This window comes from Pseudomonas sp. CFSAN084952, from assembly GCF_009648855.1.
Lineage (GTDB): Bacteria > Pseudomonadota > Gammaproteobacteria > Pseudomonadales > Pseudomonadaceae > Aquipseudomonas > Aquipseudomonas paracarnis.
In genome coordinates this window covers 4,131,449-4,155,518 of record NZ_CP045767.1, presented here as the reverse complement: position 1 = coordinate 4,155,518, position 24,070 = coordinate 4,131,449, and the positions used below count along the sequence as shown (strand labels likewise).

Here is a 24,070-nt window from a genome sequence, read left to right as displayed (position 1 = left end):
AATCTCGCTCTGTGTTGGCTGATCCACGACGCGCGTTGTTCGTTGCAACGCTGCTGGAGTGGCCAGGTACGGCGGTGACTCAGGCAAAAAACGGGTGTGAGCTCATATCTGCACGCTAAGGCGCGTCAGCCAGACCTCCGGCTCCTGGCGAAAACCTGTAGGGGTGTTGAGGTTGCGTTGGTAGTCGACGTCGAGCTGCACGTTCTTCCAGCTCAGGTTGAGCCCCGCGCTGGCGCCGCTCAGGCGTTGGCTCCGGGCACCGTGTTCGTGCTTGACCCAGCCGTTGTCCAGGCCCAGGCGCGGGGTGAGCTTCACCGGCAAGTCAGTATTGAGCGGCAGGCGCAAAGTGTTGCGCCATACCGTGCCAATGGCACCGGAAGTACTGTTTTCGCGGTAGCCGCGCACGGCCGAGTCGTCGGTGATCAGCAGTTGTTCGATGGCGGGCAATGCATCCGGGCTGTACTGCACCGATAACTGGCTTTGCCACTGCCACGGCTGCGCTGCCCATTGGCCGTTGCGCCATTGGGTGAGGTTGGCGCGGTACTTTTGAAACTGCGCCTTGGGCTGGTTTTTCTGCACTTGGCTGGCATCGCGATCGGCGCCGAACCAGGTCAGGCCCTGGGCGTAGTTGACGTCCAGGTTCCACACCGCACTGTTGAGCCAGAACAGGTTCAGGCCCGCTTCGGCCACGGTCAGCGTCGGGCTCTGGATGTCCAGGTGTACCTTTTGCAGGTAGCTGTCGACGTCTTTGTAGGCCAGTTGCAGGTTGGCGCTCAGTTGGTGGCCCTGGTCGCGCCACAGCACACGGTCGCTGCGCAGGCTGACTTGATCGGTGCGGCCACTGTTGTAGAACGTGGCACGGCTGAGCTTGAACGGCGAGCGGTATTCGGCATGGCTGGCGAACAGGCTGTAGGTCCAGTAACCGTAGGGGATCGAGTAGAACAGGCTGTGGCTGCGGCTGTAGCGCGGCCCATGGTTGAGCGTGTCGCTGAAGCTCAGGTTGAGCGAGTCGTTGATTTGCAGCGGGCTGTCCAGGCTCAAGTTGATTGCATTGCGATCCCGCCCGGTGCCGGCGCTGCCGAGGTTATCCACCCCCAGGCCCAGGGCCCAGCGCGAGGCGCTGCTGCGCGTGCGCAGGATGATGCGCGAGGCGCCCGCTGTGCTGCCTGGGGCGATGTCGGCGGTGAGGTCGACCGAGCGCAGGCGATTGAGCTGGTCCAGGCCCTGTTCCAGGTCTCGCAGGTTCAGTGGTTTGCCGAGCATGCCGGGGAATGCCCCGCCCAATGACACCGGCAGGCTCTGGTCGGCCAGCTCGATGGTCTCCAGGTAGCCTTCTTCGACGTGAATATCCAGCGGCTGCCCGGCGGTGGGTGCACTGATCAGGTAGGGGCGGCTGGCGATATAACCGGCCTCGACATACAGCCGGGTGATCTCGGCCAGCAGGCGGTTGATCTGTGTGACGCCCATGCAAGGCGCCACGTAGGGCTCGATGTGTTTGTCCAACTCGGCACGGCTGAACAGCGTGACCCCGGCCAGGCGCGTACCGCTCAAGGGCCAGCAGTGTTCATCCCTGGCGATGTCCGTGGGCAAGGCGGGTGCCGCTGGTGTACCGAAGCTGCCGCGTTGCATCTGGCGTTGGCGCTGCTCCAGGTGTAATTGCTGCAGGTCGCGTTGCTGTTGTTGCTGCAAGCGCAGGGCTTCCTGGCCTGGCTGCGGCACCTCGGCGCCAGCCACGGGCAGCGCCCACAGGCAGAGCAGGGCGATGCCCAGATTACGGATACAACACAAGTGTCCGGTTGAGAGCTGATTTGGCACTCGACATCCTTAACGTAGAAATACACACGATCCATACCGTCTGAGCCAGCGTTGAACTCAGCGGTAGTTGCCCTACTTGAGTGAGTGGTCGACGGTTTGTTACATCGCTGTAGGATTTATTACACAAGACGTAAGAAAAATCGCGTAATTCAGTGCTTAAATGCACAAAATTAGGGCGCGACAGGGTGTGGGGGCCTGATATTCCTGATTTTTCAGGCGTGTGGGAGGGAAAGGGGCGGTTTTGATTGTTGTGCAGGCATCGCCTAATCGGCGTGGCGCGGCCAGGGATCGGGCACTTGGCCGGGTCACTAGATTAGGCTTTTGAATCCATTGGATATTCTGTAGCCTTGCGCAGCTTTAAGCTGTACCCGTGCTTGATGAACAAAAACACTTCGTCCGGCGGCGCCCGAAGGGCTCCGGAGCCGGTGGTACACTCGACTTTCGCGCTACTGCGCCTGCAGGTCTTGCGAACATGACGCACATTTCCGAACGCCTACTGGTTCAAGCCCACCTCGACGCCAAGCAGCCCAAGGTGCTCAGCGCTGCTGAAGAGGCGAGCCTGCGAACCGCCATTGCCGCCGAGCTCAAGGCTCAGGACGCGGTGTTGGTTGCCCACTTTTATTGCGACCCGGTGATTCAGGCCCTGGCCGAAGAAACCGGTGGCTGTGTTTCCGACTCCCTGGAGATGGCGCGCTTCGGTGCCGCCCACCCTGCCAAGACCGTACTGGTGGCTGGCGTGCGCTTCATGGGCGAGACTGCCAAGATCCTTACGCCTGAAAAACGCATCCTGATGCCTACCCTGGAAGCCACCTGCTCCCTGGACCTGGGTTGCCCGGTGGATGAGTTTTCCGCGTTCTGCGATCAACACCCCGAGCGCACCGTGGTGGTGTACGCCAACACCTCGGCGGCGGTCAAAGCCCGGGCGGATTGGGTGGTGACCTCCAGCTGCGCGCTGGAAATCGTCGAAAGCCTGATGGACAACGGCGAGACCATTATCTGGGGCCCGGACAAACACCTGGGCACCTACATCCAGCGCCAGACCGGTGCCGACATGCTGCTGTGGGACGGTGCCTGCATCGTCCACGAAGAGTTCAAGTCCAAGCAGCTCGAAGACATGAAGGCGCTCTACCCGGATGCAGCGATCCTGGTGCACCCGGAGTCACCGACTTCGGTGATCGAACTGGCGGACGCGGTGGGTTCCACCAGCCAGCTGATCGCCGCAGCGCAACGCTTGCCGAACAAAACCTTTATCGTCGCCACCGACCGCGGCATCTTCTACAAGATGCAGCAGCTGTGCCCGGACAAAGTCTTCGTCGAAGCGCCTACCGCCGGTAACGGTGCAGCCTGCCGCAGTTGCGCGCACTGCCCGTGGATGGCGATGAATACGCTGGAGCGCACGTTGCAATGCCTGCGCGAGGGCAGTAATGAGATCTTCGTGGAACCGGCGGTGATTCCGCAGGCCGTACGGCCGCTCAAGCGCATGCTCGACTTTACCCAGGCAGCACGGTTGAAACTGGCCGGCAACGCCTGATCCTCAGGCTGAGACAAATCAAAATGTGGGAGCTGGCTTGCCTGCGATAGCGGTGTAACAGTCACAGGTGTTTTGACTGCAAGACCGCTATCGCAGGCAAGCCAGCTCCCACAGTTGATCTGTGATGCGCTTGAGTTACTTCTTTTGCTTCGGGATTCGCACCAACTGCGTATCCGAATAGATGTCATGCCAGCTGCGTTTGTGTTTATCGAACAACGACCAGATAAACCCCAACCCCACGCACAGCCATGACGCAATCGACACCACAAAACGCAACAGTGCCTGCCACAGGCTGATCCGCGACCCGTCAGCGTTCTGCACGCGCACGCCCCACACCTGCATGCCCAGGGTTTGCCCCGAATGGGTCCAGAACTTGGCGAAGAACCCGAACAGCACGAACAGCAGCAGAGTCGACAGCAACGGGTCACCGTCCAGCGCGCCGGACTCGGTGAGCGTGCGCATCTTCGCTTCGCCCACGAAGGCGATCCACACCAACTTGTAGATAAACGCGGTGACGATCAGCAGGGCGGTGCACAGCAGGAAATCGTAGAACATCGCTGCCAGGCGACGGCCCAGGCCAACGGCGGGGAATTCGCCCTGGGGGCTCAACAGGGGTTTGGACATGGCAGGGCTCTCTGGAGAAAGCACGCAGTTTACGCAATGGCGCCCATAAAAAAGCCCCTGATGTCATATCAGGGGCTTTTTGTCGCAGCAAGGATCAGCCTTCTGCTTGTACTTCGTCAGCCTGCAGGCCTTTTTGGCCTTGTACTGAAACGAAGGTGACCTTCTGGCCTTCCTTCAGGCTCTTGAAACCGTTGCCCTGGATAGCGCGGAAATGCACGAACAGATCCGGGCCGCTTTCAGGAGTGATAAAACCAAACCCTTTCTCGTCGTTGAACCACTTGACGGTACCGCTCTGACGTCCACCTTTATCCGACATTTTCTTCTTTCCTTTGACGCTAAAAATTAATGACAGCCCCTTTCACACGAAAGAGTACTGGGCTGGGTTGCAGGAAAGTAAGAGACGTCGAACGGGTTGTAGCAAACTACTTGAGCTACTGCCCAGGTCCAGGTTCCAAGCGACCCATGCAAACACAGTGGGCAAACTCTACGCCAACTAATATGAAAAAAACAAGCCCTTGTGCAGGCCCTTGTTTTATTGGGTCTCATGACACTTTGTTGAATGTTCTGATACCGGCTTATTCGATAGAGTTATTCACTTGTTATAGGGCGTCAGCTATAAAAAGCCTATCGTGAATGCACTGTTTTATGGCGGTTGCGTTACAGTTCAGTGCACATTAACGCAACCGCGTTACTTATAGAAACAGTCAATCAGCCACGGTAGTAACGTTGCGGAACGAATGGCATTTTACTTACACGCAGTGGCACCTTTTTCCCACGTACCATTGCGCTAACTTCGGTATCCAATGCGACAAATGCGCTGTCCAGGTAACCCATCGCCAGCGGGCCGCCCAAGGTTGGGCCAAAGCCTCCGCTGCACACGCTGCCGATAACCGTACCCTGTGCATCGACAATTTCAGCGCCTTCACGCACCGGGGTACGCTCCTGCGGCAGCAGGCCTACGCGTTTGCGCGCCACACCGGTTTGCTGTTGGGTGAAGATGCGGTCGGCGCCAGGGAAGCCGCCGGCCCGTGCGCCATCGGCACGCCGAGCCTTGGAAATCGCCCACAACAGGCTGGCTTCGATTGGCGTGGTGTCGGTATTCATGTCGTGGCCGTACAGGCACAGGCCGGCTTCCAGGCGTAGCGAATCGCGGGCGCCCAGGCCGATGGCCTGCACTTCGGTTTCGGCCAGCAGGCTGCGGGCCAGGCTCTCGGCATTGGCCGCCGGCACGGAGATTTCAAAGCCGTCTTCACCGGTGTAGCCGGAGCGGCTGACGTAGCACTCCACGCCCAGCAAACGCAGGGTGGCAAATTGCATGAAGGTCATCTGGGTGACTTCAGGGGCCAGGCGCGCCAATACGTTCACTGCCGCCGGGCCTTGCAGGGCGAGCAGGGCGCGTTCTTCGAACAGCGGTTCGATGGTGCATTGGTCGCCGATATGTGTACGCAGGTGCGCCAGGTCCTGGTCCTTGCAGGCGGCGTTGACCACCAGGAACAATTCGTCGTTGCCCAGGTTGGCGACCATCAGGTCGTCGAGGATGCCGCCTTGCTCGTTGGTGAACATCGCATAGCGCTGCATACCCACTGGCAGGTCGATGATATCGACGGGCACCAGGGTCTCCAGGGCCTTGGCGGCATTCGCGCCGGTGAGGCGGATCTGGCCCATGTGGGAAACATCGAACAACCCGGCCTGTTCACGGGTATGCAGGTGTTCCTTCATCACGCCCAATGGATACTGCACCGGCATGTCGTAGCCGGCGAAGGGCACCATGCGCGCGCCGAGTTCGAGGTGCAAGGCGTGCAGAGGAGTTTTCAACAGGGTTTCGGTGGACATATTCAGCTCCTGAAAAACGTGCCGACGCGCTTGTGGGTGTCAGCACTCGATAATGTTGACCGCCAAACCGCCACGGGCGGTTTCCTTGTATTTGCTTTTCATGTCGGCGCCGGTCTGGCGCATGGTGCGGATGACCTTGTCGAGGGACACAAAGTGCTGGCCGTCGCCACGCAGGGCCATGCGCACCGCATTGATCGCCTTCACCGAGCCCATGGCATTGCGCTCGATGCACGGCACCTGCACCAGCCCGCCAATGGGGTCGCAGGTCAGGCCGAGGTTGTGTTCCATGCCGATCTCGGCGGCGTTTTCCACTTGGGACACGCTGCCGCCCAGCACTTCACAGAGTGCGCCTGCGGCCATGGAACAGGCCACGCCGACTTCGCCCTGGCAACCGACTTCGGCGCCTGAGATCGAAGCATTTTCCTTGTACAAAATACCGATGGCGGCCGCGGTGAGCAAAAAGCGCACCACACCGTCTTCGTTCGCGCCGGGGATGAAGCGCATGTAGTAGTGCAGCACGGCGGGAATGATCCCAGCCGCGCCATTGGTGGGCGCAGTGACCACGCGCCCGCCATTGGCGTTTTCTTCGTTGACTGCCAGCGCATACAGGTTGACCCAATCGAGCACCGACAGCGGGTCGCGCAGCGCCGACTCCGGGTTCTTGCACAACTGCCGATGCAAGGCCGCCGCCCGGCGCTTGACCTTCAAGCCTCCGGGCAAGATACCTTCGTTGCGACAGCCGGCATCGACGCAGTCCTGCATGACTTGCCAGATCTTCAACAACCCGCTGCGGGTTTCGGCTTCCGGGCGCCAGGCACTTTCATTGGTCAGCATCACCTGGCTGATAGACAGGCCATAGGTGGCGCAATGGCCGAGCAAGTCCTTGGCGTGTTTGAACGGGAAGGTCAGGGGTGTGGCGTCTTCGACGATACGGTCGGCGCCCGCCGCGTCTTCATCCACCACGAAACCGCCACCGACCGAGTAGTACTCGCGGCTACGGGTCTGAATGCCGGCGGCGTCAAAGGCACGAAAGATCATGCCGTTGGGGTGATAGGCAAGGGGCTTGCGAATCATCGCCAGGTGTTCTTTCTCGTTGAACGCAATGCTGTGTTCGCCGAGCAGGTTGAGGCGCCCGTCACTGCGCATCTGCGCCAGGCGTGCAGCCACGGTTTCGGTATTCACGGTGTCCGGATGTTCGCCTTCCAGGCCCAGCAACACAGCCTTGTCGCTGCCGTGGCCTTTGCCGGTGGCGCCCAGCGATCCATAAAGTTCCACCTTGATGCCGGTGGTGGTGCTCAGCAGGTTGTCACGCTTGAGCCCCTCGACAAATCGAGCGGCGGCACGCATCGGGCCTACGGTGTGGGAACTGGAGGGGCCAATGCCAATTTTGAACAGGTCGAACACGCTAAGGGACATGGTTGTTCTCCGGTTTCTTATTATTTTCTGAGGAGGACTCGGTCAATGTGGGAGCCGGGCTTGCCCGCGATAGCGGTGGGGCAGACAACATCACTGTCGGCTGATACACCGCTATCGCAGGCAAGCCAGCTCCCACACTGGCCGCGTATCTCCCGTCAGATCAGGCGTAGCTCTCGATCGAAGGGCACGCACACACCAGGTTGCGATCGCCAAACACGTTGTCAACCCGGCCAACCGGCGGCCAGTACTTGCCTTCGATCAATGAAGCCACCGGGTACACCGCTTGTTCACGGCTGTATGGGTGGCTCCATTCGCCCACCAGTTCAGCGGCGGTGTGCGGCGCGTTTTTGAGTGGGTTGTCGTCTTTGTCCAATGTGCCGTTTTCCACCGCGCGAATTTCTTCGCGGATGGCGATCATGGCGTCGCAGAAGCGGTCCAGCTCTTCCTTGGATTCACTTTCGGTCGGCTCGATCATCAAGGTGCCGGCCACTGGGAACGACATGGTCGGCGCATGGAAACCAAAATCGATCAGGCGCTTGGCCACGTCGTCCACGCTGATGCCGCTGCTGTCTTTCAACGGGCGCAGGTCCAGGATGCATTCGTGGGCCACCAGGCCATTGCTGCCGGTGTACAGCACGGGGTAGTGCTCTTCCAGGCGACGGGAAATGTAGTTGGCATTCAGGATCGCCAACTGCGACGCACGCTTGAGGCCGGCGCCGCCCATCATGCTGATGTACATCCAGGTGATCGGCAAAATGCTCGCGCTGCCGAACGGCGCAGCGCACACCGCGCCTTCCTTGCGTTCCATGGCTGCGTGGCCGGGCAGGAATGGCGTGAGGTGCGACTTGACGCCAATCGGGCCAACGCCTGGGCCGCCACCGCCGTGGGGAATGCAGAAGGTCTTGTGCAGGTTCAGGTGGGACACGTCGCCGCCGAACTTGCCCGGTGCGCACAGGCCAACCATCGCGTTCATGTTGGCGCCGTCGATGTACACCTGGCCGCCGTTGTCGTGAATGATCCCGCAAATTTCGCGGATACCTTCCTCGAACACGCCGTGGGTGGACGGATAAGTGATCATCAGCGCAGCGAGGTGCTCGCGGTGCTCGATGGCCTTGGCGCGCAGGTCTTCGATGTCGACGTTGCCGCGCGCGTCGCAAGCGGTGACCACCACGCGCATGCCGGCCATGTTGGCGGTGGCAGGGTTGGTGCCGTGGGCTGACGACGGGATCAGGCAGATGTCGCGACGTGCTTCGCCACGGCTCTGGTGATAGGCGCGGATGGCCAACAGGCCCGCGTACTCACCCTGGGAACCGGCGTTGGGTTGCAGGGAGATCGCGTCGTAACCGGTCGCTGCACATAGCATGGCTTCCAGTTCGCTGGTCAGTTGCTGGTAGCCGGCGCTTTGCGCGGCGGGGGCGAATGGGTGCAGGGCACCGAATTCGGCCCAGGTCACCGGGATCATTTCGCTGGCGGCGTTGAGCTTCATGGTGCACGAACCCAGCGGGATCATGGTGCGGTCCAGGGCCAGGTCTTTGTCGGCCAGCTTGCGCAGGTAGCGCATCAGCTCGGTTTCCGAGTGGTAACGGTTGAAGACCGGGTGGCTGAGGATCGGCGACTGGCGCAGCAACGCGCTCGGCAGGGTGCTGTCGGTGGCAGCAAAGGCCGGCAGGGTTTTGCCGTCCGCGAAGAGGGCCCACAAGGCCTCGATATCGGCCTGGGTGGTGGTTTCGTCGACCGACAGGCCAACGCGCTCGCCATCCACCACGCGCAGGTTGATGCGCTGGGCGCGGGCCTTGTCGTGCAGGGCGGCGGTGTGGGCGCCGGTATTGAGGGTCAGGGTGTCGAAGAAGTGTGCCTGCTCGACGTTCTGGCCCAGGGCCGTCAAGCCCTTGGCCAGGATCGCGGTCAGCTGGTGAATGCGCTGGGCGATCTGGGTCAGGCCTTTGGGGCCGTGGTACACGGCGTACATGCTGGCGATGTTGGCCAGCAGCACTTGGGCAGTGCAGATGTTGCTGGTGGCTTTCTCGCGGCGGATATGTTGCTCGCGGGTCTGCATGGCCAGGCGCAGGGCCGGCTTGCCGAAGCGGTCGACGGAAACACCGACCAGACGGCCTGGCATGTCGCGCTTGAACGCATCCTTGGTGGAGAAGTACGCCGCGTGCGGGCCACCGAAGCCCAGTGGCACGCCAAAGCGCTGTGCGCTGCCAATGGCGACGTCGGCGCCGAATTCACCCGGCGGCGTCAGCAGGGTCAGGGCCATCAGGTCGGCGGCTACGGCGACCAGGGCGTTGGCGGCGTGGAAGCGCTCGGTCAGCTCGCGGTAATCGAATACATCGCCGTTACTGGCCGGGTATTGCAGCAGGGCACCGAAGAACGCGCTGACGTCGGTCAGTTCACGCTCATCGCCGACCACCACATCGATGCCCAAAGGTTCAGCACGGGTGCGCAATACGTCGAGGGTTTGCGGGTGGCTGTGCACCGACGCGAAGAACGCGTGGCTGCCTTTGTTCTTGCTCAGGCGCTTGCAGAAGGTCATGGCTTCAGCAGCGGCGGTGGCTTCGTCAAGCAGGGAGGCGTTGGCAATCGGCAGGCCGGTGAGGTCGCTGATCAGGGTCTGGAAATTCAGCAGGGCTTCCAGGCGGCCTTGGGAAATCTCGGGTTGATACGGCGTGTAGGCGGTGTACCAGGCCGGGTTTTCCAGCAGGTTGCGCAGGATCGGCGACGGCGTGTGGCAGTTGTAATAGCCCTGGCCGATGTAGGTCTTGAACAGTTGGTTCTGGTTGGCGATGGCCTTGATCTTGGCCAGGGCCTGGGCTTCGCTCAGGCCGTCTTCCAGGCCGAGCACGCTGGTGCCCTTGATGCTTTCCGGGATCACGCTGGCGCTCAGGGCTTCGAGGGAATCAAACCCCAGGCTGGCGAGCATTTGCTGCTCGTCCTCCTGGCGCGGGCCGATGTGGCGGGCGATGAATTCGTTGGCGGTGGTCAGATTAACGGTCATGGCGCGCTCCTCAAGCTTCAGCGTTGGCTTTGATCAGACGGTCGTACGCATCCTGATCCAACAGCTTAGCCACTGCATCGGCATCGGCGGGTTTAAAGCGGAAGAACCAGCCTTCGCCCATCGGGTCTTCGTTGACCAGTTCCGGGCTGCCATCGAGCTTGTCGTTGACTTCGAGGACTTCACCGTCCAACGGCATGTACACACCACTGGCGGCCTTGACCGACTCCACGGTGGAGGCTTCGGCGCCCTTGGTATAAGCCTGCAACTCTGGCAGTTGCACGAAAACCACATCACCCAGCGCGTTCTGCGCAAAAGCGGTGATACCCACGGTGACGCTGCCATCGGCTTCGGCGCGCAGCCATTCGTGATCTTCAGTGAAACGCAACTCGCTCATGGAAACTCCTCAGGGCCAGAATCGTCTGGTGGACGGGATTGGAATAATGAGGAGTTGCTTAGCAATATCGCGGCCAACGTTATTAAATCGTTATAGATCAAAGGGTTAATAAAATCAGTCATAGGCGTAATGGAATATGCTGTAGCGTTTTCGCTACAGTCGAGTGCGTGAAAAAAAGCCTATGTGGATCAAAGCCTTGCATGGCGCGCAAAAAACAGGCTTGTAGCGATATCGTTACGCTGTAGCGCTTTCAGTACACGGAATGACGTTCTCAGACCAAATCTGTAATGCGGTTTCTGTGGGAGCTGGCTTGCCTGCGATAGCGGTCTACCCGTCACTAAGGCGTTGGATGACCCAACGCTATCGCAGGCAAGCCAGCTCCTACAGTTGAACCGCGTTTATTCCGTCAGGGTTTGTTGGGAATGCCGTATTTGCGCAGGCGATGGGCGATAGCCGTGTGGGAGGTTTGCAGCCGGCTGGCCAGTTGGCGGGTCGAGGGGTAGCGGCTGTAGAGGCTTTCCAGCAGGCTGCGCTCGAAATCTTCCACGGCCTGTTCCAGGCTGTCGACTTCGCCATCGCTCTGGCGCGCTACAGAGGTGCCGGCGATGTCCAGGTCGCCGATGTCCACCAGGCTGCTTTCGCAGATGGCGGCAGCGCGGAAGATCACGTTTTGCAACTGCCGCACGTTGCCCGGCCAGTGGTTACCCAGCAGGGCTGGATAGGTACCCGGGGCCAGGCGGCAGACCGGGCGCTGGATCTGCGCGCAGGCTTGCTGCATGAAGTAGCGCGCCAGCAGCAGGATGTCCTGGCCGCGTTCACGCAAAGGCGGCACGGCGACGTTGAGCACGTTGAGGCGGTAAAACAGATCTTCGCGAAAGGTGCCTTCGCTGACCATCTTTTCCAGGTCGCGGTGGGTGGCGCTGAGGATGCGCACATTGACCTTTACTTCGCGGTCGCCACCCACGCGGCGAAAGCTGCCGTCGTTGAGAAAGCGCAGCAGTTTGGCTTGCAGGTACGGCGACATTTCACCGATCTCATCGAGAAACACCGTGCCCTGGTTGGCCAACTCCATCAGCCCCGGTTTACCACCGCGTTGCGCGCCGGTAAAGGCGCCCGGCGCATAGCCGAACAATTCACTTTCGGCGAGGTTTTCCGGCAACGCCGCGCAGTTCAGTGCCAGAAACGGCGCACTGTGACGCGTGCTGATGGCGTGGCAGGCGCGGGCCACCAGCTCTTTGCCGGTGCCGGTTTCGCCCTGGATCAGCAGCGGTGCATCCAGCGCCGCCACCCGTTGCGCCCGAGCCTTGAGCGTGCGGATCGCCGGGGACTCGCCCAGCAGCGCATCAAACCCTTCGGCATGGTCATGGTGCAGCGCCGACAGTTGTTCGCCGATGCGGTTGGGCTGGTAGAGGGTAAGCAGGGCGCCAGCGTCGGTGATCGGCGTGGCGCCCAGCAGCAAGGTCTGGCCGTTGACGCTGATCTCGCGCAACGGCAAGCGAAAGCCCTGGTCCAGCAAGGTTTCCAGCAAGGCCGGATCCTCGAACAGCTCGGCGATGCTCTCACCGGCCGGTTCACGCCCGTACAAGGCGATCAGCGCCGGATTGGCCAGCAGGATCTTGCCTGCACTGTCCAGGGCCAGCACCGGGTCGGTCATGGCCGCCAGCAGGGCGTCGAGTTGCAAGTGGCGACGCTGGCCCGGAAGGATGTCGACGACCTTTACCGCCTGCACGCCGTGCACGCTGAACAACGCATCGCGCAGCTCTTCAAGCACCTCGGCGCTGAGGGTCGGCGCATCGATATAGACATTGGGCGGCACCATTTCCACCGCATCCAGATTGAGATTGCGCCCACCGAGCAAGGCCAGGACTTCCTGGGTGATGCCGACGCGGTCGATGAAGCTGACGTGGATACGCATGGGGCGGATCTTGATTCTGGAGTGCTGAGGGTGGCCAGTATGCCTTGGAGCCGGTGGAGATCAAAATGTGGGAGCTGGCTTGCCTGCGATGGCGGTGGGTCAGTTACCGAAAATATCGTCTGACAGGTCGCTATCGCAGGCAAGCCAGCGCCCACATTCGATTGGGGGGCAGGTTATTCCAGGTGTTCGGGTTTGACCGGGTCGCCGGATTTCATATCCAACTGGTGGCGCACATCCTCAAACATCAGATCGTAATGCTTGTGCTGTGAACCGACGCTGCTATGGGTCTTGGGAATGCCGTATTTTTCGACAATCTTGGTCACATTGCTGGCGAAGTTGTAGGCCTGGTCCTTGGGCAGGAAAAAGGTCTCTTTCATGTCCTTGCCCTGGATGCTGCCATGCAGGGTGAACTGCATGCCTTTGCCTTCGCGCTCATCCGTGACAACTTCATAGTCCAGGCACAGGTCGTAGCTGACATCGTCCTTGTTCAGCGCGTGTCGCTCGATATGCAGGTGGCCGGGTTCAAAGATAGCCATAGGCGTTTCTCCTCAACTTCACAGGTAGGTGATGCCAGGTTTGGCCGTGCTGATGCGCGTGCCGGCGCTGCCCTGGACGATGGCTTCGATGTCCGAGAGTGAACCGATCACCGCAGTTTTGCCAGTCTGGCGGGCGAACTCGCAGGCGGCCTGGACCTTGGGCCCCATGGAGCCGGCGGCGAAGCCGAGTTTTTCCATGTCGTCGGGGTGGGCCTGGCCGATGGCCTTCTGGGTGGGCTTGCCGAAGTCGATAAAGGCGGCGTTGACGTCGGTGGCGATCACCAGCAAATCGGCCTCCAGTTGCGTGGCCAGCAAGGAGGAACACAGGTCTTTGTCGATCACGGCTTCAATGCCGCGCAGCTTGCCGTCTTCGCCATACATCGTCGGGATGCCGCCGCCACCGGCGCAGATCACGATGGCTTTTTTCTCCAGCAGCCATTTGATCGGGCGAATTTCAAAGATGCGTTTGGGGCGCGGGCTGGCGACCACGCGGCGGTATTTGTCGCCATCGGGCGCGATGGCCCAACCTTTCTCGGCGGCGAGTTTCTCGGCTTCGGCTTTGGCATACACCGGGCCGATGGGCTTGGTAGGGTTCTGGAAGGCCGGGTCCTTGGCGTCCACTTCGACCTGGGTGAGCAGGGTGGCGAACGGCACTTCAAAGTCCAGGAGGTTGCCCAGTTCCTGTTCAATGATGTAGCCGATCATGCCCTCTGTCTCAGCGCCCAGCACGTCCAGCGGGTAAGGCGAGACGCTGGTGTAGGCCGCTGCCTGCAATGACAGCAGGCCCACTTGCGGGCCATTGCCGTGGGCGATCACCAACTCGTTGCCGGGGTGGATCTTGGCGATCTGTTCGGTGGCGATACGGATGTTGGCCCGTTGATTGTCTGCGGTCATGGGTTCACCACGACGCAGGAGGGCGTTGCCGCCCAGGGCTACGACGATGCGCATACAGAATGTCCTTCTAGAATGATCGTTCCCACGCTCTGCGTGGGAATGCCTCACCGGACGCTCTGCGTCCGCTCTTGTGGCGCAGAGCGCCACTGGCTGCATTCCCACGCGGAGCGTGGGAACGATCAGAGTGGGGTTAGATATCCGCCAACGCCGACACCAGAATCGCCTTGATGGTATGCATGCGGTTTTCCGCCTGCTCGAAGGCGATATTGGCCGGCGACTCGAACACCTCTTCGGTCACTTCCACGCCATTGGCCAAGTGCGGATAGCGCGCCGCAATGTCCTTGCCGACCTTGGTTTCACTGTTGTGGAACGCCGGCAGGCAATGCATGAATTTCACCCGAGGGTTGCCCGAGGCTTTCATCATCTTGGCGTTGACCTGGTACGGCAGCAGTTGCTCGATGCGCTCGTCCCACGCTTCCACTGGTTCGCCCATGGACACCCAGATATCGGTGTGGATGAAGTCCACACCTTTCACGGCTTCTTTCGGGTCTTCGGTGATGGTGATGCGTGCGCCGCTTTCCTCGGCAAAGGCCTGGCATTGCTTGATGAAATCTTCATGGGGCCACAGCGCTTTGGGCGCGCCGATGCGCACGTCCATGCCCAGCTTGGCGCCGATCATCAGCAGCGAGTTGCCCATGTTGTAGCGGGCGTCCCCGAGGTAGGCGTAGCTGATGTCATGCAGCGGCTTGTCGCTGTGTTCACGCATGGTCAGGGTGTCGGCGATCATCTGGGTCGGGTGGAATTCGGCGGTGAGGCCGTTGAACACCGGCACACCGGCGAACTTGGCCAGCTCTTCGACGATTTCCTGCTCAAAGCCACGGTATTCAATGGCATCGAACATCCGGCCCAGTACGCGGGCGGTGTCTTTCATGCTTTCTTTGTGGCCGATCTGCGACGACACCGGGTCGATATAGGTGACGTGGGCGCCCTGGTCATGGGCCGCGACTTCGAAGGCACAGCGAGTGCGGGTGGAGGTTTTTTCGAAGATCAGTGCGATGTTCTTGCCCTGCAAGTGCGGGCGCTCGGTGCCGGTGTATTTGGCGCGTTTGAGGTCGCGGGACAGGTCCAGCAGGTAATGCAGCTCGCGAGTGGTGTGGTGCATCAGCGACAGCAGGCTGCGGTTGCGCATATTGAAAGCCATGATGAAATCTCCTTAATAGTCGATAGGGTCGCGGATGATCGGGCAGGTCATGCAGTGGCCGCCGCCACGGCCTCGGCCGAGTTCACCGGCGCTGATGGTGATCACTTCCACACCGGCCTTGCGCAGCAGGGTGTTGGTGTAGGTGTTGCGGTCGTAGCCAATCACCACGCCCGGTTCCACGGCCACCACGTTGTTGCCGTCATCCCATTGCTCGCGTTCGGCGGCGAAGCTGTTGCCGCCGGTCTCGACCACGCGCAGGGCCTTGAGGTTGAGCGCTGCGGCCACGGTTTCGAGGAAGTTGGTTTTCTCGCGCTGAATGTCGATGCCGTGGGGCTTGCTCTCGTCAGGGCGCAGGGTGAAAGGCACGATCTGGTTGACCACTTCGGGGAAGACGGTGACTAGGTCGCGGTCGCAGAAGCTGAACACGGTGTCCAGGTGCATCGCGGCGCGGGATTTAGGCAGGCCGGCCACGATGACGCGCTCCACGGCTTTGTTCTGGAACAGGTTGCGCGCCAGTTGGCCAATGGCCTGGTGGGACGAACGCTCACCCATGCCGATCAACACCACGCCGTTGCCAATCGGCATCACGTCGCCGCCTTCCAGCGTCGCGGCGCCATGTTCCTGATCGGGGTCGCCGTACCAGATCTGGAAGTCCGCGTTGGTGAACTCAGGGTGGAATTTATAGATGGCGCTGGTCAGCAGGGTTTCCTGGCGGCGCGCCGGCCAGTACATCGGGTTGAGCGTCACGCCGCCGTAGATCCAGCAGGTGGTGTCGCGGGTGAACTGGGTGTTGGGCAGTGGCGGCAAGATGAAACTGGCATGGCCGAGAAAATCGCGGAACATCTCGATGGTCTTGCCACCGAAGCTGCTCGGCAGGTCGTCGGCCGATACGCCGCCAATCAGGTACTCGCTGATTTTGCGCGGCTCCAGGCTGCGCAGCCACGAACCGACTTCATCGACCAGGCCCAGGCCTACGGTGTTGGCGGTGATCTTGCGTTCCAGGATCCAGTCCAGCGCTTCGGGGTTGGCGACGATGTCGGTGAGCAGGTTGTGCATTTCCAGCACATCAATGTCCCGCTCGCGCATCTTGGTCACGAAGTCGAAGTGGTCGCGCTTGGCCTGGGCCACCCACAGCACGTCATCGAACAGCAGCTCGTCGCAGTTGTTGGGGGTCAGCCGCTGGTGGGCCAAACCTGGGGAGCACACCATGACTTTGCGCAGTTTGCCGGCTTCGGAATGTACGCCGTACTTCACTTTTTCCGTGGTCATTACAGATCCTCCAGTGAACAACAATTACAGGGTCAGGAAGCCGTCGTAGAGCCCATAGGCCGCCACCAGGGCGCCAATGACCACTGCGGCGAAAATCAGCTTCTCGACGGGGGTGAAAATCGGTTTGCCCAGTTCACGCTTGGCTTTGGCGAACAGGATCGCGCCAGGGGCATAGAGCAGGGCGGAGAGCAGCAGGTACTTGGTGCCGCCGGCGTAGAGCAGCCAGATCGCATAGATCAGGGCGATAGCGCCGATGAACAGGTCCTTTCTGCGCTCTTTGAGGGCGTTCTCGTAGGTCTCGCCGCGCACCGCCAGCAGCAGGGCGTAGGCCGCCGACCACAGGTAAGGCACCAGGATCATCGAGGTGGCGAGGTAGATCAGTGACAGGTAGGTGCTGGCGGAAAACAGCGTGATCACCAGGAATATCTGCACCATTGCGTTGGTCAGCCACAGGGCGTTGACCGGCACATGGTTGGCGTTTTCCTTGCGCAGGAACTCCGGCATGGTGTGGTCCTTGGCGGCGGCGAACATGATCTCCGCACACAGCAGCACCCAGGACAGCAGCGCGCCGAGCAGGGAGATGATCAAGCCCACGCTGATCAGCACCGCGCCCCAGTGGCCCACCACATGCTCCAGCACGGCGGCCATCGACGGGTTTTGCAGTTTGGCCAGTTCCGGCTGGGTCATGATCCCCAGGGACAGCACGTTCACCAGCATCAGGAACAGCAGCACAGTGATAAAGCCGATCACGGTGGCCTTGCCCACGTCACTGCGTTTCTCGGCACGGGACGAGAAGATGCTCGCGCCTTCGATGCCGATAAACACCCACACGGTGACCAGCATCATGTTGCGCACCTGGTTCATCACACTGCCCAGGTCCGGGTTTTTCACGCCCCAGATGTCAGCGGTGAAGATGTCCAGCTTGAACGCGAACAGGGCGATGAGCACGAACAGCAGCAGCGGCACCACCTTGGCGACGGTGGTCACCAGGTTGATGAACGCCGCTTCCTTGATCCCGCGCAGCACCAGGAAATGCACGGCCCATAACAGCACTGACGCAGCGATCACCGCCGTCGGGGTATTGCCCTCGCCAAAGACCGGGAAGAAATAGCCCAAGGTGCTGAACAGCAACACGAAGTAGCCGACGTTGCCCAGCCAGGCGCTGATCCAGTAGCCCCAGGCGGATGAAAAGCCCATGTAGTCGCCGAAACCGGCCTTGGCGTAGGCGTAGACCCCGCCGTCGAGGTCAGGCTTGCGGTTGGCGAGGGTCTGGAACACGAAGGCGAGGGTCAACATGCCGATGGCGGTAATCACCCAGCCGATCAACACCGCACCGACATCGGCGCTGGCGGCCATGTTTTGTGGCAATGAAAAGATACCACCGCCAATCATCGAGCCGACGACAAGTGCGACCAGGGCGCCTAGTCGAAGTTTTCCGGGAGTTTCAGACATTGCATGACTCCAATGCAGGAGAAGAGAGACCACAGAATAATTCCGTGCGCTAATCAAACAGCTGACTCAGATCACTTCATTGGCACATTCCATTGTGAATTAACGACTTAGGGTGAGGTTTTTGCGGACGAACAAGTCCCGCAAAGGCGCTTGATAGAGCGCTCTTTGCTGTGTGGTTAATCATTTGGTCGAGGGCATGGGTGTTGACGCTAGTTCGTATTTGCGAATGTGCAAATTTTTTGTACGTTGTTTGACTATCGCTTCATAATTGACGTATTTAAATTCTAAATAAGCCTAAACTTCCTACCTTTACATATCCTTATGTTATGACAACGTCATTAATCTGAATTACTTATGTGCGCAGTTGTCGCCCAACCGTTTATTTCGAGGGAAGCTGCATGACCCAACCCGCCCAGAAACTCCGGCTCAGTGCCCTGATCGCCCTGGTGGTGGGCTCGATGATTGGCGGCGGCATCTTTTCATTGCCGCAGAACATGGCCGCCCGTGCCGAAGTGGGCGCCATATTGATCGGCTGGGCGATCACCGCCATCGGCATGCTGACCCTGGCCTTTGTGTTCCAGACGTTGGCGAACCGTAAGCCCGAACTGGACTCCGGGGTGTATGCCTACGCCAAGGCGGGTTTTGGCGACTACATGGGCTTTTCATCCGCCTGGGGTTACTGGATCAGTGCGTGGATGGGCAATGTCGGTTATTTCGTCTTGCTATTCAGCACCCTCGGCTACTTTTTTCCGGCGTTCGGCCAGGGCAATACGCCGCTTGCCATCGGCTGCGCGTCGCTGTTGCTGTGGGCCGTACATTTTCTGGTGATGCGCGGGATCAAAGAGGCAGCGTTCATCAATCAGGTGACGACGGTGGCGAAGATCGTGCCGCTGCTGATGTTTATCGTGATCGCCGCCGTTGCATTCGAGGCGGAAATTTTCACCCGCGATATCTGGGGAATGGGTAACCCGCAGATGGGCAGCGTGGTCGAGCAGGTGCGCCACATGATGCTGGTCACGGTGTTTGTATTTATCGGGATCGAAGGCGCCAGTGTGTATTCGGCGCGGGCGCAGAAACGCTCGGACGTGGGGCGCGCCACGGTGATTGGTTTCGTGGGCGTGCTGGCCTTGCTGGTGCTGGTGAATGTGTTGTCCCTGGGCATCATGAGCCAGCCGGAGCTGGCGCAATTGCAGAACCCGTCCCTGGCCGGTGTGTTGGAGCATGTCGTCGGGCCTTGGGGCGCGGTATTGATCAGTATCGGCCTGGCGGTTTCGCTGCTCGGCGCGTTGCTCTCCTGGGCGCTGCTGTGCGCGGAAATCCTCTATGCCACCGCCCAGGACAAGACCATGCCGGCGTTCCTGAAGAAGGAAAACGCCAATCAGGTGCCGGTCAATGCCTTATGGCTGACCAACGTGATGATCCAGGCATTCCTGGTGATCACGCTGTTTTCCGCCAGCACCTACACCACCCTGATCTACCTGGCGTCCTCGATGATCCTGGTGCCTTATTTGTGGTCGGCGGCCTATGCGGTGCTGTTGAGCGCGCGCGGCGAAACCTATGCAGGCTGGCAGCGCCGGCGCATGAAAGATCTGCTGGTGGGGCTGGTTGCCCTCGGCTACGCGATTTGGCTGCTGTATGCGGGGGGCTTGAAGTATTTGCTGCTGTCGGCGTTGCTGTACGCCCCGGGTGTGATCCTGTTTGCCCTGGCCAAGCGCGAGCAGGGCCTACCCTTGTTTACCGCCGTGGAAAAAGGCATTTTCAGCGGCGTGATCGCGGGCGCTGGGTTAGCCGCGTATGGGCTGTATAGCGGGGTATTGTCACTGTGAGATTGGCGTATCAACCGCCCTACGACTGGGCGGCGATGCTGGGGTTCCTATCGGCGCGGGCGATTACCGGGTTGGAAACCGTGGTCGCCGGCGTGTATCGGCGCAGTATCAGTGTGGCGGGCCGACATGGCTGGGTCAGCGTCGAACCGGGCGTGGGGGATTGGCTGGAGGTGACGGTCGACTTTCCCGAGCCTGCAGCGATGCCTGAGATCGAGCGGCGCTTGCGCAGGATGTTTGATCTGGATGCGGTGCCTGAGGTGATCAACGCGCAATTGTCGCAAGATCCCCTGATGGCGCAACTGGCTGCGGCCCGCCCTGGCCTGCGGTTGCCAGGCACCTGGGACGGGTTGGAACTGGCGATTCGTGCAGTGCTGGGCCAGCAGATAACCGTGGTGGCGGCGATTCGCCTGGCGAGCAAGCTGGTGGCTCAGTATGGCCTGGCGCTGGCATCCCCGCACGCCGGTATCACCCACCTGTTCCCGACACCAGAAGTGCTGGCGGCGGCAGACCTGGCCACCCTGGGCATGCCCAAGGCGCGGGGTCGTACGTTGTCCGGTGTGGCCCAGGCGCTGTTGGATGATCCTCAGCTTTTCGAACCCAAGGCCAGCCTCCAGGACGGCGTTGCACGGCTGGTTGCGTTGCCGGGGATTGGAGAGTGGACCGCGCAGTACATCGCCATGCGCCAGTTGCGCGAGGTGGATGCATTTGCGTCGGGGGATATCGGGCTGATCAATGCTTTGGCAGCCTTGGAAGGTGGGCCGGTGTCGGCGCGGCAGTTATTGGCGCGGGCCGAGGCGTGGCGGCCGTTGAGGGCGTATGCGGCGCAGCATTTGTGGACGTCGTTGAACCGCGGGGATTGATAGCGACGGTGATGGCCCCATCGCGGGCAAGCCCGGCTCCCACACTGATCCTGTGGGAGCTGGCTTGCCTGCGATAGCGGTGCCCAGGTCACCACTGAGGTCGGTGTGACCCTAACTCCACCGCCGGCAAATCCCACTGCAACGGCGTGCCACTGATGCTCAGCGGCGCCAGTAGCCGGTGGGCCTGGCCCCAGGCTGTCTGCTCCACGACCAGGCCCTGGTCATTGATGTCTTCCTCACGCAATGCCGCTTGCTGTGACACTTGCCCGGCCGCCACCAGCAACTTCGCCGTGCGCGCCAACGACAAGCGCGCCGAACCGCCGCGTCCGGAGTCCAGGCGCTCGGCCAAAGCCCGGATCGCGCTGGCGGCCATCAAATAGCCGGTGGCGTGATCCAGCGCCTGCACCGGTAGCGGCAGCGGTTTATCCGTCTGTTTCCAGGCCATGCCGGCCTCGGCAATCCCGCTGCTCATCTGCACCAGGCTGTCAAAGCCACGCCGATTACGCCATGGGCCGCTCCAGCCGTAGGCGTTGAGGCTGACGTCGATCAGGCCGGGGGCGATGTGCTGACGTTCGCCAAGGGTATAACCCAGTTGCTCCAGGGCATCGGCGCGGTAACCGTGGAACAGAATGTCGGCGTCCTTGAGCAACGCTTCAAACACCTGCCGGTCGTCGTGGCGCTTTAGATCAAGGCGGGCGCAGCGTTTACCCAGGGTCATTTCCGGGACGACGCCAGGTTCGTTCCAGGTGGGCGAGTCGATGCGCAGTACGTCGGCGCCTAAGCCTGCGAGGAAACGACTGGCCACCGGGCCGGCCAGCACCCGGGTCAAATCCAGCACCTTGATGCCGGCCAGTGGGCGAGCGGCTGAGCCTAGCCAGGGTTTGTCGATGCCGGGTTCGAAGACCTGGCGCTGGATCAACGCTTCGGCGTTTACCGCCAAGCCTTGGGGATGCTGCTGCCAGGCTTGCCAGCTACGCATTTGCGCGGCACAACCGCCCGCATCGACAACCGCCTGTTCCAGTTCGGCGGCTTTCCAGGTCGCGACTCTACTCGCCATGGCGGCGCAATCACCGGCAGGCCCCAATACCCGCTCGGCCGCCGCACGATGATGGGGCGCGTTGGTGTGCAGGCGGATCCAGCCATCGACGCTGGCGTAATCACCCGCTACCGGGTCCCACAAAGGCGGCACTTGCCACCCCACGGGGCGAATCGACGAAGAGAACCACAACGAGGCCAGGCGCCGATCCACGCTGACGCTGGGCAGACGCCCGGTTTGTTGCTCAATCAACTGGGCGATAGCCTGGCCCGCGGCGCCGATGCTGGCGGCCGCCAGGTCAGTCACGGCAAAGGTCGAGGGCAAGGCACCGGCCTGGGTCTGGGGCAGTGGGGCGTGCGGTAACGCGAGTGCGGCTTGGATGGGAGTCAGCAGGTCAGTCATCAAAGGCCCTCCGTAAGAGAAGGGCCACTATAGAAGATCATCCCACTGGTGTGGCAACCCCAGGGATCAAGGGCAGTTCGATGCTGGCGATAAAGCCGCCATCGGGATGGTTGGCCAGGATCAGGTTGCCGCCATGGCGCTCGGCGGCGCGACGGGCGATGGCCAGGCCCAGGCCATGACCTTGGGCGGTCTGGCCCGGCGCCCGATAGAACGGCTCGCCCAATTGGCTCAGGTGCTCGGCTTCAACGCCGGGGCCGTGGTCGCGTACGCTGATCAGAATGCGCCCGCCTTGATGCTGGGCCTGCAATTCAATCGGTTCGCCCACCGGGTTGAAGCGCTGGGCATTGCGCAGCAGGTTGTCCACGGCGCGTTCGATCATGGTCGGCCAGCCTTTAAGCTGCAAATCATTGGCAGTCGTCAGTTGCACCACTTGCTCGGGGGCACTGAGTTGGGCGTCCTTTTGCAGGGTTTTAAGCAACGGGGTGAGGTCGATGTCTTCGGCGCTGGCGTTGTCGGCGTCGACCCGTGCCAACACCAGGATCTCGCTGATCAAGGCTTCCAGGCGATCGCATTCGCGGGTCAGGCGCGGCCAGAGTTTTTCCCGCTCTTCGGGGCTGGCGCGTTCGGCCAGGGCCAGGGCGATACGCAAGCGCGCCAACGGCGAGCGCAGTTCGTGGGAGACGTCGCGCAGCAACTGGCGCTGGCTGCCGATCAGGCTTTGCAGGCGCGCGCCCATGCGGTTGAAGTCGTTAGCCAAGACACCGAATTCGTCGCGCCGGTTGGCCAGTTGCGCCAGGCTGTTTTGTTGATAGGTGGTTTGCCCCAGATCATGCACCGCGCCGCGCAAACGACTGAGCGGGCGAGTAATGGACAACGTCACCAGAAGGCTGAACAGGGTCAGCACCACCAGGGTAATCGCCAGGGCACTGAGCGGCCACAGCAGGCTGCTGCGGTGCCAGGCTTCCAGCTCCGGGTGGGGAATGCGGTAGATCAGCAGGTAGGTGTCGCCGGTTTTGTCGCTGGTGTACTCGGCGGTCAGGCGTCGCCACGGCAGGTGGCCGTCCTGGCTGTCGTTCTGCCGGGCTTCGAAGGCGGCGGCGCGGCGCGGGAAGGTGCCCCGCACCACCGGCTCGCCACTCTCGTTCAGCACTTGCACATCAATGTGGTACTGGCGTTTGCGCTGTTGCAGCAAGTCCTGGGCGGCGTCTTCGCCCTGGGCTTCATAGAGTTGCGTCCACTCTTGGGCCAGGTTGTTGAGGCCAGGGTGGCGGCTCAGAATCCAGGCGTCCTGGTTGAGCATATGCCCAAGCAAAATCGACAACCCGCCTACCAGGGCGATGGCCAGCCAGAAACTCGCCAGGATACGCCAGAACAATGAACGCACAGGAAACCCTCAAACAGGAAAAGCCCAGCGGCGCGAACCACTGGGCTGGGGTGAAGCTAGGCCATTATTGCGCTTTTTGCGCTTGCTGGGCTTTCCAGGCCTGGAACTCTTTCCATTCGGCGCGGCGCTCGGCTTGCTTCTTGACGATCTCGTCGTACTTCTTCTGTTGGTCGGGCTTGAGCACGGCGCGGATATCGGCCTGGGTTTTCTGCTTGCCGGCGGCGATTTCGTCCTGCATCGCCTTCTGGTCAGCGGCCGGCAGTTTGTCCAGGTACTTTTGGGTCAGGTCTTTGCGAGCGTGCCATTGCTCACCCATCAGCTTGCGGATCTGCTCACGCTGTTCCTTGCTCAAGTCCAACTGGCTGAACGGGCCACCTTTACCACGCGGACCGTGTTCACCGTGGCCTGGGCCACCCATCATGTGGCCTTCGTGGCCGCCCATCGGGCCCGGGCCTTCAGGCATGGCCATGGCGACGGTAGGCAGTGCAGCGGCGAGCATCAAAGCGATAAGGGTCTTGCGCATGGTGATTCTCCTGTCTCTATTCCGGTGAGTCCGGATGTGAGTAGGTTACGCAGCGCAAGGTCAGCGGCGGTCAGGGGAGGGTAAAGCTTCGGTAAAGACAGGTTTGACAGGAGCTGACAAAACCCTTGAAGGTGATGAAATCAATGGTGGGAGCTGGCTTG

Annotated in this window: 19 protein-coding genes; 3 read left to right on the top strand and 16 right to left on the bottom strand. The window is 61.1% G+C overall.

Translation table 11 applies throughout. The features are described 5' to 3' along the window. Positions 1 to 102: 102 nt before the first annotated feature. The gene (locus GH769_RS18885) at positions 103 to 1,770 is read right to left on the bottom strand and encodes a ShlB/FhaC/HecB family hemolysin secretion/activation protein (RefSeq protein WP_239688376.1); all 1,668 of its coding nucleotides are present in this window, start codon (positions 1,768 to 1,770) and stop codon (positions 103 to 105) included. Positions 1,771 to 2,287: 517 nt separating this feature from the next. On the opposite strand from GH769_RS18885, the gene nadA reads away from it, so the two are divergent. Then, entirely contained in the window at positions 2,288 to 3,346 is a 1,059-nt protein-coding gene (nadA, locus tag GH769_RS18880) for a quinolinate synthase NadA (RefSeq protein WP_003193840.1), read from the top strand. A 135-nt stretch (positions 3,347 to 3,481) separates the two neighbouring features. Here nadA and GH769_RS18875 read toward each other — a convergent pair whose 3' ends face one another. The 12 genes from GH769_RS18875 to arcD (GH769_RS18820) all read right to left on the bottom strand — a co-directional run bounded on the left by GH769_RS18875 (position 3,482) and on the right by arcD (GH769_RS18820) (position 17,878). Next, entirely contained in the window at positions 3,482 to 3,970 is a 489-nt protein-coding gene (locus tag GH769_RS18875) for an RDD family protein (RefSeq protein WP_032902749.1), read from the bottom strand. Positions 3,971 to 4,064: 94 nt separating this feature from the next. Beyond that, positions 4,065 to 4,286 (bottom strand): cold-shock protein, encoded by a 222-nt coding sequence (locus tag GH769_RS18870; RefSeq protein WP_014719702.1) that lies wholly within the window; start codon positions 4,284 to 4,286, stop codon positions 4,065 to 4,067. Between the two features lie 392 nt (positions 4,287 to 4,678). Further along, positions 4,679 to 5,803, bottom strand: coding sequence for a glycine cleavage system aminomethyltransferase GcvT (gene gcvT, locus GH769_RS18865; protein WP_032902750.1), 1,125 nt, complete (start codon positions 5,801 to 5,803; stop codon positions 4,679 to 4,681). Between the two features lie 39 nt (positions 5,804 to 5,842). After that, on the bottom strand, positions 5,843 to 7,219 hold the full coding sequence (locus GH769_RS18860; RefSeq protein ID WP_014719700.1) for an L-serine ammonia-lyase: 1,377 nt from the start codon (positions 7,217 to 7,219) through the stop codon (positions 5,843 to 5,845). A 160-nt stretch (positions 7,220 to 7,379) separates the two neighbouring features. Further along, positions 7,380 to 10,217 carry an aminomethyl-transferring glycine dehydrogenase gene (gcvP, locus tag GH769_RS18855; RefSeq protein WP_032902752.1) on the bottom strand — a complete coding sequence of 946 codons (2,838 nt, stop codon included), beginning with the start codon at positions 10,215 to 10,217 and terminating at the stop codon, positions 7,380 to 7,382. A gap of 10 nt (positions 10,218 to 10,227) precedes the next feature. Further along, the gene (gene gcvH, locus GH769_RS18850) at positions 10,228 to 10,611 is read right to left on the bottom strand and encodes a glycine cleavage system protein GcvH (protein ID WP_014719698.1); all 384 of its coding nucleotides are present in this window, start codon (positions 10,609 to 10,611) and stop codon (positions 10,228 to 10,230) included. A gap of 406 nt (positions 10,612 to 11,017) precedes the next feature. Continuing rightward, complete coding sequence (locus GH769_RS18845) at positions 11,018 to 12,526, bottom strand: sigma-54-dependent transcriptional regulator (protein ID WP_032902753.1); 1,509 nt, start codon at positions 12,524 to 12,526, stop codon at positions 11,018 to 11,020. A 173-nt stretch (positions 12,527 to 12,699) separates the two neighbouring features. Further along, a complete protein-coding gene (locus GH769_RS18840; RefSeq protein ID WP_032902755.1) occupies positions 12,700 to 13,062 on the bottom strand; it encodes a DUF5064 family protein in 363 nt (120 codons plus the stop codon). Positions 13,063 to 13,080: 18 nt separating this feature from the next. Further along, a complete protein-coding gene (arcC, locus tag GH769_RS18835) occupies positions 13,081 to 14,010 on the bottom strand; it encodes a carbamate kinase (protein ID WP_014719696.1) in 930 nt (309 codons plus the stop codon). A gap of 136 nt (positions 14,011 to 14,146) precedes the next feature. Further along, on the bottom strand, positions 14,147 to 15,157 hold the full coding sequence (locus tag GH769_RS18830) for an ornithine carbamoyltransferase (protein WP_014719695.1): 1,011 nt from the start codon (positions 15,155 to 15,157) through the stop codon (positions 14,147 to 14,149). Between the two features lie 12 nt (positions 15,158 to 15,169). Beyond that, the gene (gene arcA, locus GH769_RS18825; RefSeq protein ID WP_014719694.1) at positions 15,170 to 16,426 is read right to left on the bottom strand and encodes an arginine deiminase; all 1,257 of its coding nucleotides are present in this window, start codon (positions 16,424 to 16,426) and stop codon (positions 15,170 to 15,172) included. Between the two features lie 24 nt (positions 16,427 to 16,450). Next, positions 16,451 to 17,878 carry an arginine-ornithine antiporter gene (gene arcD / locus GH769_RS18820; RefSeq protein ID WP_014719693.1) on the bottom strand — a complete coding sequence of 476 codons (1,428 nt, stop codon included), beginning with the start codon at positions 17,876 to 17,878 and terminating at the stop codon, positions 16,451 to 16,453. 398 nt (positions 17,879 to 18,276) lie between these two features. On the opposite strand from arcD (GH769_RS18820), the gene arcD (GH769_RS18815) reads away from it, so the two are divergent. Continuing rightward, the gene (arcD, locus tag GH769_RS18815) at positions 18,277 to 19,704 is read left to right on the top strand and encodes an arginine-ornithine antiporter (protein WP_032902757.1); all 1,428 of its coding nucleotides are present in this window, start codon (positions 18,277 to 18,279) and stop codon (positions 19,702 to 19,704) included. Next, a complete protein-coding gene (locus tag GH769_RS18810; RefSeq protein WP_032902759.1) occupies positions 19,701 to 20,564 on the top strand; it encodes a DNA-3-methyladenine glycosylase in 864 nt (287 codons plus the stop codon). The genes arcD (GH769_RS18815) and GH769_RS18810 overlap by 4 nt, the downstream gene beginning before the upstream one ends. Positions 20,565 to 20,652: 88 nt before the next feature. Here GH769_RS18810 and GH769_RS18805 read toward each other — a convergent pair whose 3' ends face one another. From GH769_RS18805 to GH769_RS18795, 3 genes are all read right to left on the bottom strand, one after another. Then, entirely contained in the window at positions 20,653 to 22,002 is a 1,350-nt protein-coding gene (locus GH769_RS18805; protein WP_153649873.1) for a CoA transferase, read from the bottom strand. Positions 22,003 to 22,039: 37 nt separating this feature from the next. Further along, positions 22,040 to 23,386: a HAMP domain-containing sensor histidine kinase gene (locus tag GH769_RS18800; protein WP_014719689.1), complete on the bottom strand. Its 1,347-nt coding sequence runs from the start codon at positions 23,384 to 23,386 to the stop codon at positions 22,040 to 22,042. Positions 23,387 to 23,450: 64 nt separating this feature from the next. Beyond that, positions 23,451 to 23,909, bottom strand: coding sequence for an LTXXQ domain protein (locus tag GH769_RS18795; RefSeq protein WP_014719688.1), 459 nt, complete (start codon positions 23,907 to 23,909; stop codon positions 23,451 to 23,453). Positions 23,910 to 24,070: the final 161 nt, after the last annotated feature.

Coding starts and splice junctions, on each gene's coding strand:
- GH769_RS18845 (WP_032902753.1), bottom strand. CDS start 12,526: ATGCGTATCCACGTCAGCTTCATCGACCGCGTCGGCATCACCCAGGAA.
- nadA (WP_003193840.1), top strand. CDS start 2,288: ATGACGCACATTTCCGAACGCCTACTGGTTCAAGCCCACCTCGACGCC.
- GH769_RS18795 (WP_014719688.1), bottom strand. CDS start 23,909: ATGCGCAAGACCCTTATCGCTTTGATGCTCGCCGCTGCACTGCCTACC.
- GH769_RS18840 (WP_032902755.1), bottom strand. CDS start 13,062: ATGGCTATCTTTGAACCCGGCCACCTGCATATCGAGCGACACGCGCTG.
- gcvH (WP_014719698.1), bottom strand. CDS start 10,611: ATGAGCGAGTTGCGTTTCACTGAAGATCACGAATGGCTGCGCGCCGAA.
- GH769_RS18805 (WP_153649873.1), bottom strand. CDS start 22,002: ATGACTGACCTGCTGACTCCCATCCAAGCCGCACTCGCGTTACCGCAC.
- GH769_RS18875 (WP_032902749.1), bottom strand. CDS start 3,970: ATGTCCAAACCCCTGTTGAGCCCCCAGGGCGAATTCCCCGCCGTTGGC.
- arcD (WP_014719693.1), bottom strand. CDS start 17,878: ATGTCTGAAACTCCCGGAAAACTTCGACTAGGCGCCCTGGTCGCACTT.
- gcvT (WP_032902750.1), bottom strand. CDS start 5,803: ATGTCCACCGAAACCCTGTTGAAAACTCCTCTGCACGCCTTGCACCTC.
- arcD (WP_032902757.1), top strand. CDS start 18,277: ATGACCCAACCCGCCCAGAAACTCCGGCTCAGTGCCCTGATCGCCCTG.
- GH769_RS18860 (WP_014719700.1), bottom strand. CDS start 7,219: ATGTCCCTTAGCGTGTTCGACCTGTTCAAAATTGGCATTGGCCCCTCC.
- arcC (WP_014719696.1), bottom strand. CDS start 14,010: ATGCGCATCGTCGTAGCCCTGGGCGGCAACGCCCTCCTGCGTCGTGGT.
- GH769_RS18870 (WP_014719702.1), bottom strand. CDS start 4,286: ATGTCGGATAAAGGTGGACGTCAGAGCGGTACCGTCAAGTGGTTCAAC.
- gcvP (WP_032902752.1), bottom strand. CDS start 10,217: ATGACCGTTAATCTGACCACCGCCAACGAATTCATCGCCCGCCACATC.
- arcA (WP_014719694.1), bottom strand. CDS start 16,426: ATGACCACGGAAAAAGTGAAGTACGGCGTACATTCCGAAGCCGGCAAA.
- GH769_RS18830 (WP_014719695.1), bottom strand. CDS start 15,157: ATGGCTTTCAATATGCGCAACCGCAGCCTGCTGTCGCTGATGCACCAC.